The organism is Oculatella sp. FACHB-28, assembly GCF_014696015.1.
Classification (GTDB): domain Bacteria; phylum Cyanobacteriota; class Cyanobacteriia; order Elainellales; family Elainellaceae; genus JAAUTN01.
In genome coordinates this window covers 1-12684 of sequence record NZ_JACJPJ010000030.1, presented here as the reverse complement: position 1 = coordinate 12684, position 12684 = coordinate 1, and the positions used below count along the sequence as shown (strand labels likewise).

Sequence of the window (12684 nt, the reverse complement as noted above, 5' to 3'; positions counted from 1 at the left end):
TTGCTCGGATTGTGTCTTGGCTTAAGGGAGAACCATTACCTAAACTTCGGGTGTCACGTTTTGCAGCACTGGCACCGCCATGAGACACCTGTAGTACGTTCGCCAACAGCAACAACAGAGGATACTTTTGCACGTGCATCTAGATACAAATAGATCGCTTCGGCATTCCCTAAATTTTCTGATTCTGCTGATTCCATAGAACCTTAGAAATTTTAAGTTCTAGTCTAAAGCTAAGTACACAGCGCTCACCCTAAACTTAGCAACAAGCCTAACCCTGCAAAAGTTGGTCAATCTGAGTTGAGAGTGTCAAGATCAAAGAAGGACTTAGGATTGCTCTGAAACTTCTATGCCAGACCTTCAGGTTTCGATTGCTCAGCACTACCACGAGCGTACCAAGTACGACCCAGCGACGATTCAAGAGAAATCTCAAGGGTTGGACTGGGACAAACAGCCGATTCCGTTCAAGGAATATAAGATTGGGGCAACCTACGACCTCAAGCCTTACCTGACGGAAGTGGAAGCATCTCCTAGCGATTTTGCGGATAGCTGGGAGCGATTGTCTCGGCTGCTATTTTGCAGCTATGGGCTGACGCTAAAGATGATGACCCGCTATGGCGATCCGGTTTATCTCAGGGCTGCACCATCTGCTGGAGGGCTATATCCGGCTGAGGTCTATCTGATTTCACGCGGGACACCACTGCTGCCTGCAGGGCTTTACAGCTATCAGTCACAGTCTCATTCGCTGATTCGCTTCTGGGATAGTGAGGTCTGGGAAGATTTGCAGAAAGCCTGTTTCTGGCATCCGACTTTAGAAAACACGCAACTGGCGCTGGTCGTCTCGGCGGTGTTTTTCCGTTCGGCATGGCGCTATCAAGATCGGGCTTATCGCCGAATTTTTCTCGATACTGGACACCTATTGGGCAATGTAGAATTGGCGGGAGCAATCAATGATTACCGTCCTCACCTGATTGGTGGCTTTGCCGATGAAGCAATCAATGAACTGCTTTACCTTGATCCAGAGCAGGAGGGGGCGATCGCCATCATTGCTTTAGCAGACCTGCTCGACGTACAGCAAAATCTACCGCTGGCGCAAGCTGCTCTACCCTCTGCAACGCAGATCAAATATCCCAAAATTCCAGATGGAGAACTGCTGAACTATTTCCATCGTGCTACCCAGATTGGTGTTGCTCAAAGTTCTCCTTTTCCCACTGGCACTAGACCTGAAGCGGAGTCCGTCCTGGTCGCTGAGCCTGCGGAAGACAAGTACAATTTTCCGTTTTGCCTGAAAGTTTCTACCGTTGCCCCTTCGATCTTTTGGGGCGAAAACTTGTCGGCACTGGAAAGCACTATTCTCAAGCGCCGTTCAACTCGCGCCTACAGTGGTGAACCGCTTACCTTGGATGAACTTAAGGCGCTGCTTGACTTTACCTATCAGCCGCATCATTACATTGACCAAAGTTTAGATCGATCGCCTGACTACTTTGACCTGAATTTAATTGAAACCTTCATTGCCGTCTCTGGCGTTGAAGGATTGGAGGAAGGCTGCTATTACTACGCTCCTAAGGCTCAAGAACTCAGGCAAATCCGCTTTAAGAATTTCCGACGAGAGCTACACTTCCTCTGTCTAGGTCAAAACCTGGGACGCGATGCTGGAGCGGTGCTGTTTCACACGGCTGATCTGAAGCAGGCTGTAGCAGCGTATGGCGATCGCGCCTACCGTTATCTGCACATGGATGCCGGACATCTGGGACAGCGGCTCAATTTGGCTGCCATTCACCTCAACCTGGGCGTGAGCGGCATTGGCGGCTTCTTTGATAACGAAGTAAACGAAGTTTTGGGCATTCCTACTGACGAAGCAGTTCTCTACATTACAACTTTGGGACGACCAGCGTGAGAGGAGTAAGGGACATAAGTTCTTTCCAAATGCAACGGTGCCATGGAATTACTGCTAATTGGGGGCGATCGCATCACTCACCGTCTCGATCATCCTCGCCGTCCTTTCCAGCACGACGTTTACATCGAACCTAAAACTCACTTAGCAGATATCATCAAAGACCCTACCATTACTGTTGTTTCTTGGCATCATCAGGCAGTAAAAAACATTTCTCCAGCATGGCGAGTTTCAGCCCAAGCAGACGATGGACTGATCGAAGCAATAGAACACCAGGAACATCCCTGGATGTTAGGTGTGCAGTGGCACCCGGAAATGTCGCCGCAATGGGCAGCCCATCCCCGACTGTTTCAAGCATTAGTGGATGCTGGACAGGCTAGGAAACCTTTGCGCCAGCGTGTACAGCGATCGCCCCCATCCCATCTGCAGAGAGAGTAATTTGCTTGTGACGATCAACAGTAACAGTTGCGTTTGCTCCTGTTGCAGTACAGCCTGTTCCCTCGGCATTTAACTCACCTTCTATCACATTGCAATAGGTACCTGGAGCCAGGTCAGTTTGAAAAGTGTGGTTTAACGGAGTAGACTCCCGATTAATTGCAACAAATCCTTTATTTCCACGACTAAAAGCAATCTGATTTGCCCCATTGCTCCACCAGTGAGTGAGTGGCTCGGCTGAGGTGTGATTGCGGAAGCTCACCATGTTGGCGATCGCCTGCCAGCGATGTTCACACTGCCACTCCTCAAAACAACTCACTTCACCATTGTGATAAACACTGTGTGTATTGCCATCTGCATCAGCAGGCGGTCCCTGCTCGGAATTTGAGAACTTATAGCTCGACATCAAATCTGGGTAGCCATAGGGATGCGCCAGCATAAACACATTTGCCAGTTCATAAAGCTTGCCGTTCTTGTAAGTCAGGTAGGTGCCGCCGCCGCCATGTCCCCGCTGCTTGTCATGGTTATCAATAAATACGATCGCCTTATCACTTGGTGCTAATCCCCACTCCTCACCCAAAGTTTCCAGTTGCGATAGGCTTTGTCCTTCCAATCCCAAAAACTTTGCGCCTACTAGACGACCATATTCAAACTCATACACATCGCCGTGAATATAATATTCAGACTTACGAACTGCTTCAGTTCCCGGATCAATTACCTCTTGCATAATGTAGGTTTGAGCAGTCATAGACTGTTGCACCAAGCTTAAAATTGCTCCTAACTCTTTGGTGTTAATGTGCTTGGCTGCATCAATCCGAAATCCAGCTACACCAAGATTCACCAAATCAATCAGGTACTCAGCAATGCGGCTGCGAACATAGCTTGAGCTAGTCTTGAGATCTGGCAACCCGGAAAGTTCGCAGTTTGTCACCTGTTCGTGATTACGATAATCCTGAATGTTTTGCCGGCAAGAGTGGAAATCGCGAGATTCATACAGCCCTAGATAATGATATTTGGTGAAGGTTGAACCTGCACTTCCCTTGCCGCTGAGTTCACCAGACATGTGATTGATCACCGCGTCGGCATATACGTCCACGCCTGCGGCTCGGCAGCGTTCAACCATATTGGTGAATTGAGTGCGATCGCCACTGCGACTCTTAATCTGGTAACTGACAGGTTGATAGCGTTGCCACCAAGGATAGCCCTGCTTAGCAATCACTGCATGTTCATTGGGTGGTGAAATCTGAACGGCTGCGAACCCCTTTGGTCCTAAAAAACTCTCACATTCTTGCGCTACATCTTCCCATTTCCATTCAAACAGATGCACAAAGGCAGTTCGGGGTACTATAGCTTCCTCCACTGAATCTGTATCAATCCGCCAAACCGAGCCGATCAGTGGTATCACCAAAAAAATTAGAAACAGCAAGCCATAGACAAACTTCCGCAACATGATATGCACCCACGACCCTAGATAAGTCTCGTTCAAACTAAATTAACTTGTTCTGAGAATGCCCTTCACTCAAACAAAATGAACAAAGCCGCAGTTCTACTGAGGCGATCGCTTAGCATCCCTGCACACCAACTACAGGAATTTCAATTTCTTGTCCAGCCTGCTCAATGCGAACAATGCCATCTTCAATGCCGATCGCTTCCACATCTGCCCGTGGTTCTGCAAATCTGCCTTCTAACCCAACCTGAATGTCACCCTCCAGGCTCTCAAATGTCTGGTAAAACTGCGTGCCGGGTTGCTCCTGCGGATAAGCAGACAGTCCCTCAAACCGAACAATCTCCCCGTCAATCTTCATCCACATCGGAACAGGCTCTCCCAAAGTAGCCACCAAGATGAAGTTGGGTTGTTTGGGGCTATCCGGCTTCCATACTGCTAGTCCACACCCATATATGTCATCGCTCTCTACTTCTTCTAAGGTAAATTCCTCAACCTTAGAGTCGATAGCTGCTGGGGACTCAGTCACGGTCGGATCAGGAGAACTAACTGGAGAATCCGCAACTTGTGGGGTAGTACTATTCTCCGATTTGGTAGTTGGGGACTGAGAGTTACATGCTGTAGCTAGACTGAGCAGCAACAAGACATGGAGAAGACAAAGCACATTTTTCATAGCAAGAATTTGGGCGATCGCCTTTTCAACTATAAACGGGCGATCGCCCCTCACCTCAAGCTTCTATGTACGTAGCTAGTTTTCTCTCCTCGATTACTACAGCTTGTACCGCATCAACTCGCTCTTCCTGAATATATCTCGCTCGTTATAACAAGTAAGATTTGCTTACACACTCAAAGGATTTTAAGTTGATTTAACTTCACTAATCATGTAATCAATTAAATCAAAAAAATCCTGTAAGGCTTGAGCATTTTGAAATTTTACCAGAGGGATATTGGGACGCTGCCCTCCTTGCTGATTGTGTGTAGGAATGCAAACTCCTAATTTGGCTTCTAATTGTTCTCTTAACTGTTGTTGTCTTTCTGAACCAAGAGTGAAGGGTGGTTTCATATGTTGAAATTGCATTTCAACACCATTAGCTCCCCAAACTTCCCCAGCTCTAGAAGAGTGATTTTTGGGGAAACGAGTCATTGCTGCAATAGAGAAAAAAGGATGTAATACACCTTTGTGTCTTAGCTTCGTAGTAAAAACTGCAAAAGTTACGCCTCTAGGTTGCCATTCCCGAATACCTCTATCCTCTGCAAATCTGAGAATTTTTTCTACAACGTCAGCGTATTTTCTATTTCTTGGATCAGAACGAAGCTGTTCAAAAAATTCTTCTTCAGTCCATTTTTCTTTAGCCACATCCACATTTCTTCCGCTCGATAAACATAGGATTCCCATTTCAAGAACTTTTCGCGTGAAAAAGAAAAACCCCTCACCGACGGGTGAGGGGTTTTTCAGGATTTAGAGGTTTACCAGAAATGGTTAACCAAACCTACTCGCGGTTGAGGCTATCAGGAAGGCAGCGTATGTGAGTACGTAGCCGACCGTGAAGTGAGCCAGACCGACCAGACGACCTTGGACGATGGACATTGCAACGGGCTTGTCCTTCCAGCGAACCAGGTTAGCTAGAGGAGTGCGCTCGTGCGCCCAGACCAGAGTTTCGATCAGTTCTTGCCAGTAGCCTCTCCAGGAGATCAAGAACATGAAGCCGGTTGCCCAAACCAGGTGTCCAAAGAGGAACATCCAGGACCAGACCGCCAGGTTATTCATGCCGTAGGGGTTGTACCCGTTGATCAACTGAGCAGAGTTGAGCCAGAGGTAGTCGCGCAGCCAGCCCATGATCGTCACAGACGTATCGTTGAACTGAGCTACGTTGCCCTGCCAAACTGCGAGGTGCTTCCAGTGCCAGTAGAAGGTAACCCAACCAATGGTGTTGAGCATCCAGAACATGGCGAGGTAGAAAGAGTCCCAAGCAGAGATATCGCAGGTGCCGCCCCGACCAGGACCATCGCAAGGGAAGCTGTAGCCGAAGTCTTTCTTATCGGGCATCAGCTTCGAGCCGCGTGCATCCAACGCACCTTTGACCAAGATCAAGGTGGTGGTGTGCAGACCAAGGGCAATCGCATGGTGAACCAGGAAGTCGCCAGGTCCAATGGTCAAGAACAACGAGTTTGTACCTGAGTTGATTGCATCCAACCAGCCGGGTAGCCACACGTTGCCGTGATTGGGCCAAGCAGTGGTTGCAAGGCTGTCAGGGTTAGACAGAAGGGTATCGAAGCCATACAGCACCTTACCGTGAGAAGCCTGGATGAACTGTGCGAACACAGGCTCAATCAAGATTTGCTTCTCAGGAGTAGCGAAGGCTTGCATTACGTCGTTGTGAACGTAAATGCCAAGGGTATGGAAGCCCAGGAACAGAGACACCCAGCTCAGGTGAGAGATGATTGCCTCTTTGTGCTCCAGGACGCGAGCTAACACGTTGCCTTGGTTCTGAACGGGGTCATAGTCCCGCACCCAGAAGATCGCACCATGAGCAAACGCACCAACCATCAAGAAACCAGCAATGTACTGGTGATGGGTGTAGAGCGCTGCCTGAGTGGTGAAGTCCTTACCCATGAAAGCGTAAGGCGGCAACGAATACATGTGTTGCGCTACCAGAGAAGTGACAACACCTAAAGCTGCTAGGTGAATACCCAACTGGAAGTGCAGAGAGTTGTTGTAGGTATCGTACAAACCCTGGTGAGGCAAGTTAAACTGCCCTTCGGTCTTGGCGCCAAAGAAGCTCTTAGCATTCAACATCTCTTTGATGTTGTGACCAATCCCAAAGTTGGTGCGGTACATGTGACCCGCAATGATGAACAGCACAGCGATCGCCAAGTGGTGATGCGCCATGTCCGTCAACCACAGAGACTGAGTCTGAGGATGGAAACCGCCCAAGAAGGTCAGAATTGCATCTCCAGCGCCCTGAGAGGTGCTGAAAATGTGATCAGCCGTATCAGGGTTTTCTGCATACACACCCCAATTGCCCGTGAAAAATGGCTTTAGACCAGCGGGGTGGGGAGGAGTAGACAGGAAGTTGTCCCAGCCCACATGCTGTCCGCGAGACTCGGGGATCGCAACGTGGATCAAGTGCCCTGCCCAAGCCAAGGAGCTAACCCCAAACAAACCAGCCAAGTGGTGGTTGAGTCGAGACTCAGCATTCTTAAACCAGGACAAGCTAGGACGGAACTTGGGCTGGAGGTGAAGCCAGCCTGCAAACAAGAAAACAGCAGCTAGCAACAAAAGGAAGACAGCCCCGTTGTAGAGTTCGCCGTTGGTTCTCATGCCGATGGTGTACCACCAGTGGTAAACACCCGAGTAGGCAATGTTAACCGGGCCAGAAGCACCACCTTGTGTGAATGCATCAACGGCGGGTTGACCAAAGTGAGGGTCCCAAATCGCATGGGCGATTGGTTTTACATTTAGCGGATCTTTGATCCACTGTTCGAAGTTGCCTTGCCAGGCGACGTGGAAGAGGCTGCCAGATGTCCAGAGGAAGATGATTGCCAGGTGACCGAAGTGCGAGGCAAAAATCTTTTGGTAAAGATTCTCCTCAGTCATTCCGTCATGGCTTTCAAAGTCATGGGCGGTGGCAATCCCGTACCAGATCCGACGTGTAGTCGGATCTTGAGCCAAGTCCTGGCTAAATTTTGGGAATTTAGTTGCCATGTTTAACGAGTTCTCCTCGTGCTCATCCGCTTACTGCAATGATTCGAGCCAGGAAGAACGCCCACGTAGTGACGATTCCTCCCAGGAGGTAGTGAGCCACACCAACAGCACGACCCTGAATGATGCTCAGAGCGCGAGGCTGAATGGAGGGAGCTACTCTTAGCTTGTTGTGCGCCCAAACAATGGACTCGATCAATTCCTGCCAGTAGCCGCGACCGCTGAACAAGAACATGAGGCTGAACGCCCAAACAAAGTGAGCACCCAGGAACAGCAGACCGTAAGCCGAGAGCGCTGAACCGTAGGAACCGATTACCTGAGTAGCTTGTGCCCACAAGAAGTCACGCAGCCAACCATTAATGGTAATCGCACTTTGGGCAAAGTTACCGCCCGTGATGTGAGACACCGAGCCGTCGCCATTGACCGTTCCCCATACATCAGATTGCATCTTCCAACTGAAGTGGAATATTGCAATTGATAGGGAGTTGTACATCCAGAACAGACCGAGGAAGACATGATCCCAACCAGAAACCTGACAGGTGCCGCCCCGACCGGGACCGTCGCAAGGGAAGCGGAAGCCCAAGTTTGCCTTGTCTGGAATCAGACGAGAGCTACGGGCAAACAGCACACCCTTGAGCAGAATCAATACCGTCACGTGAATCGTGAAGGCGTGAATGTGGTGAACCATGAAGTCTGCCGTACCGAGAGCGATCGGCATCATGGCAACCTTGCCACCCACTGCTACGATGCCACCACCAAACGCATAGCTAGCCGGAGCTAGAGCATTGGGAGCAGTCGCACCCGGAGCGAGGGTGTGGATATTTTGAATCCACTGAGCAAACACGGGCTGAAGCTGAATCGCCGTGTCAGAGAACATGTCTTGGGGACGACCCAAAGCACGCATCGTGTCGTTGTGAATGTACAGTCCAAAGCTGTGGAAGCCAAGGAAGATACAAACCCAGTTGAGGTGAGAGATGATGGCATCTCTGTGGCGAATTACCCGATCCAGCAGGTTGTTTTGATTCACTACTGGGTCGTAGTCACGCACCATAAAGATAGCTGCGTGTGCTCCGGCACCCACAATCAGGAAGCCACCGATCCACATGTGATGTGTGAAGATCGAAAGCTGCGTGGGATAGTCTGTCGCCAAGTAGGGATAAGGCGGCATGGAGTACATGTGCTGAGCCACGATGATGGTCAGCGAGCCTAGCATTGCCAGGTTGACAGCCAACTGAGCGTGCCAGGAAGTGGTGAGGTTCTCATAGAGACCCTTGTGTCCTTCGCCAGTGAAGGGACCTTTGTGGTTCTCTAGAATTTCCTTGATGCTGTGACCAATGCCCCAGTTGGTGCGGTACATGTGACCGGCAATGATGAACAACACTGCGATCGCCAAGTGGTGATGCGCTGTGTCAGACAACCACAGACCGCCAGTAACAGGGTTTAGACCGCCCTTAAAGGTAAGGAAATCAGCGTATTCACCCCAGTTGAGGGTAAAGAAGGGAGTTAAGCCCTTAGCAAAACTGGGATATAGCTCAGCCATCAAGCCAGAATTCAAAATGAACTCTTGAGGCAAGGGGATGTCCGCAGGCGGAACCCCAGCATCTAACAGCTTATTAATGGGCAGCGCAACGTGAATTTGGTGTCCAGCCCAAGATAGGGAACCTAGACCGAGCAAACCAGCCAAGTGGTGGTTTAGCATCGACTCCACGTTCTGAAACCACTCCAGTTTGGGAGCACGCTTGTGGTAATGGAACCAGCCTGCAAACAGCATCAGGGCAGCCATAACCAAGCCACCAATTGCTGTGCAGTAGAGCTGAAACTCACTGGTAATACCTGCGGCCCGCCATATCTGGAAGAAACCAGAGGTGATTTGAATCCCCTGGAAACCGCCGCCTACATCTGCATTCAAAATTTCTTGACCGACAATCGGCCAGACGACCTGAGCACTGGGCTTGATGCCAGTGGGGTCGGTCAGCCAAGCTTCATAATTTGAAAAGCGAGCGCCATGAAAATACATACCGCTCAGCCAGATAAACACAATGGCTAAGTGACCAAAGTGAGCGCTGAAGATCTTACGCGATATATCTTCTAAGTCGCTGGTATGACTATCAAAATCGTGAGCGTCAGCATGAAGGTTCCAAATCCAGGTGGTCGTCTTAGGACCTCTGGAAAGGGTGCGGTCGAAGTGACCGGGTTTGCCCCACTTCTCGAATGAAGTAGGAACCGGGTCTTTGTCAACCACAACCTTGACCTTTGCGTCTCGCTCCCGTGGGGTAGTTGTCATTAGAGACTCTCCTCTCTCTAGACAAGGAACGAGTAATCCCTAACCCCAAGCTTTTGTTAAATTCCCTTCTCATCAATCAGCGGCTAGCAGATGGATTGTATGACTAGGTTTATGAGACCCAGACTAAAGCGTCGTAACCGTTTCAAAGGTCGCGCTACTTAACTTTCAAGAGAAGAGAATGGTCGCGATCGCCGTTCTAAACTTTAAGCCAAGACAGCCAGTAAGCTAGAACAGCAATTTAGACGACTTGGGGGTGGGTTCTCTCGTGCATTATAGAGCGGCATTTGGCACGACTTTGAACGTGGTTAACAATAATTCAAAATGAGCAAATCAGGAGGGGGTGAGGCTTGCGACGAGTCATAACAGCAAAAAATGTGCTAAGGGTTGTCAATCGTTTACGAATTGAAACAACTTATATGGATCATAGAAAAACCAAAAAACATAAGGAACTTATTAAAGCTTAAAAAACTTAAATGAAACTCAATTTCCTCTTATTCATTATCGAGATACACATTCCGTGCAGGAAATCTGAGGTTTTATTCAATTCGTGATCCGATATAGTTCCCTATGGGTCAGTGTTTAATCTTGGGGCGGCGATCGCCCAGGAGTGTGGTTGCGTGTTTGGGATTAATCGGCTGAGTAACGTCAAAAGACTGCTGACATCCTTATTATTGGCAGCAATTTTAAGTTGGGGCTTAGGGGGATGTGGCGATCGTCCCCGCACCGTCGAGCTGTCGCCTGATTCTGACAAACCCACTCGACTGGCTGGCAGAGTTGCCGAAGTTTCTCCACCTGAAACGCTGCAAGAGCTACGTCAGTCACTTGAGCGCTACCAACCGCAGGTAAAAATTCTCAGCCCACGCCCAAACCAGGTATTGCAGGACGATTACGTCTCCGTGCGCCTTCAGGTGCAGGACTTGCCCATCTTTCAGAACGAAGAATTTGGGCTGGGACCGCACCTACACGTCATCCTGGATAATCAACCCTATCAAGCGGTTTACAATACCCGTGAGCCTTTAGTTTTAGAAGATTTAGCACCCGGAACTCACACCCTACGCGTCTTTGCCTCTCGCCCCTGGCATGAGAGCTTTAAGAATGAGGGAGCTTACGCCCAGACAACTTTTCATCTGTTTACCAAAACGCCTGAAAATAACCCTGACCCAACCCAGCCGTTGCTCACCTATAGCCGTCCAAAAGGCAGCTATGGGGCAGAGCCGATTATGCTCGACTTTTATCTCACCAATGCGCCGCTACATTTGATTGCTCAAGAAAATCCTGAAGATGAGATTTTGGACTGGCGAATTCGCTGCACGATTAATGGTGAAAGCTTTATTTTCGATCGCTGGCAACCGATCTACTTAAAAGGGTTGAAACCAGGTAAAAACTGGGTGCAGCTAGAGCTTTTGGATGAGAAAGGTGATCCCTTCCCGAACCCATTTAATAACACGGTACGGCTAATTAATTACGAGCCAAACGGTAAGGATACGCTATCCAAACTGGTGCGAGGTGAACTCTCTGCCGACGCAGTTCGCAGCATTGTTAATCCGGACTATGTTCCCGCACCTCCCGCATCAGAGCCATCCCCGGAACCTACTCCTGCTCCTACTCCCGAACCGTCTCCGGAGCGTTCCACTCCTTCTAGAACAGAGGAAACTCCTGAGCCTGAAGAAATCCCTGCGGTAGAAGTGCCCGCATTTGAGGAATTTCCTCAAACGGAGGAGATTCCCGCAGCCGAAGAAGAGCAATCGAGTGAACCTGAACCGACCATAGAGCGAGGTTTTGAAGACTTAGATCCGGCATCATCTGAGGCAGAACCTGAAGTTGATAAGGTGCCAGTGCCAATTCCCAGTGGGCCGCCGCAACCTGCTTCACCCAAAAACTTTTTCGATCGCTTCCTTCGTCGTGATCCTGAGCCTGTTCCCGCCCCGGTTACTCCACCTCTGCCTTCTATCCCAGAAGTGCAAGAGGAACCTAGTGCAGTTGATATCGTTCCTGAAGTTCCTGAGGTTCTTGAAGAGGAGCCACTGCCCCAGTTGGAAGAACTCCCTCAGTTAGAAGAACCTACTGAGGCACCAGAGTCACCGCGATCGCAACCTGCTTCACCCAAAAACTTTTTCGATCGCTTCCATCGCGCCCCTGAGTCGATTCCAGCACCCGTTGTACCTTCTATTCCAGAGGTGCTGGAGGAACCGGATGCAGCCAATATTGTTCCGGAAGTAACAGAGCCACTGCCTCAGTTAGAAGCACCCGTTGAAGCACCAGCACTAATCGAACCAACGGTGGAACCGCTGCCCGAAGAAACTGGAGATATCCCAGAGGCGATCGCTCCTGTTTCCCCTGAACTCATTCAACCCGAACCAACTCAGCCCAAATCTAGCCCGCTAGGAGACTTTTTCGATCGCTTCCGTCGTCGTTCAAGCCTCTCACCTACACCGCTGGAACCGGAAGAGACTTTACCTGAAATTATTGAAGCTCCTAAACCAGAAACCTCTGAATTAGAAGTGAGTGAGCCAGATTTGTCAGATATCATTTCAGAGGTTTCTCAATCCGCATCTCCATTAAAGGAGCAAACTCCGGCGGTTAATTGATAGGGCGTTATGGAATCTGTTGGAAATTGTTAGCGATCGCCTCAAATTGTTTGAGAAGGCGTGAATATGCCCTATAAGGGTGTGGCATTTGAACAATAAACCTGAAAGAGAGCGAGGATTCTGATCTGAATGCCACATCCTACAAATATCCTTTAAACAAACTCAGTAGACTTCCTGCACGAATATAAAGTGAGTGTGACAGTTGAGGATCGCAGCGAAGCAAGATAGCTTCTGAATAGAAGCTAATGTCAGAAGCAGATATGCGATATAACGAGTTGGAGCATCTATCGAAGCGCCACTTTAAGCGCTTGTGTGGGGTCAACCGTGAAACGTTTAGCG

General features: G+C 49.4%; 8 protein-coding genes. 3 read left to right on the top strand and 5 right to left on the bottom strand.

Going from position 1 to position 12684, the window contains the following annotated elements:
* Positions 1 to 346 precede the first annotated feature (346 nt).
* Positions 347 to 1894, top strand: a complete 1548-nt coding sequence (locus H6F88_RS02120) for a SagB/ThcOx family dehydrogenase (RefSeq protein WP_190641100.1) — start codon at positions 347 to 349, stop codon at positions 1892 to 1894.
* A gap of 42 nt (positions 1895 to 1936) precedes the next feature.
* Positions 1937 to 2329 carry a gamma-glutamyl-gamma-aminobutyrate hydrolase family protein gene (locus tag H6F88_RS02115; protein WP_190641099.1) on the top strand — a complete coding sequence of 131 codons (393 nt, stop codon included), beginning with the start codon at positions 1937 to 1939 and terminating at the stop codon, positions 2327 to 2329.
* On the opposite strand, the gene H6F88_RS02110 is transcribed toward H6F88_RS02115, so the two are convergent.
* From H6F88_RS02110 to psaA, 5 genes are all read right to left on the bottom strand, one after another.
* Positions 2268 to 3776, bottom strand: a complete 1509-nt coding sequence (locus H6F88_RS02110; protein ID WP_190641098.1) for an alpha-amylase family protein — start codon at positions 3774 to 3776, stop codon at positions 2268 to 2270. The two genes, H6F88_RS02115 and H6F88_RS02110, sit on opposite strands and share 62 nt — an antisense overlap.
* Positions 3777 to 3888: 112 nt before the next feature.
* The gene (locus tag H6F88_RS02105; protein WP_190641097.1) at positions 3889 to 4299 is read right to left on the bottom strand and encodes a hypothetical protein; all 411 of its coding nucleotides are present in this window, start codon (positions 4297 to 4299) and stop codon (positions 3889 to 3891) included.
* A 327-nt stretch (positions 4300 to 4626) separates the two neighbouring features.
* Positions 4627 to 5127: a hypothetical protein gene (locus H6F88_RS02100; protein WP_206756418.1), complete on the bottom strand. Its 501-nt coding sequence runs from the start codon at positions 5125 to 5127 to the stop codon at positions 4627 to 4629.
* Between the two features lie 123 nt (positions 5128 to 5250).
* Entirely contained in the window at positions 5251 to 7476 is a 2226-nt protein-coding gene (gene psaB, locus H6F88_RS02095) for a photosystem I core protein PsaB (RefSeq protein WP_190641095.1), read from the bottom strand.
* A 22-nt stretch (positions 7477 to 7498) separates the two neighbouring features.
* On the bottom strand, positions 7499 to 9757 hold the full coding sequence (gene psaA / locus H6F88_RS02090) for a photosystem I core protein PsaA (protein WP_190641094.1): 2259 nt from the start codon (positions 9755 to 9757) through the stop codon (positions 7499 to 7501).
* A gap of 575 nt (positions 9758 to 10332) precedes the next feature.
* Between psaA and H6F88_RS02085 the strand changes: the two genes are divergently transcribed.
* Positions 10333 to 12345 (top strand): hypothetical protein, encoded by a 2013-nt coding sequence (locus tag H6F88_RS02085; RefSeq protein WP_190641093.1) that lies wholly within the window; start codon positions 10333 to 10335, stop codon positions 12343 to 12345.
* The last annotated feature ends 339 nt before the right edge of the window (positions 12346 to 12684 follow it).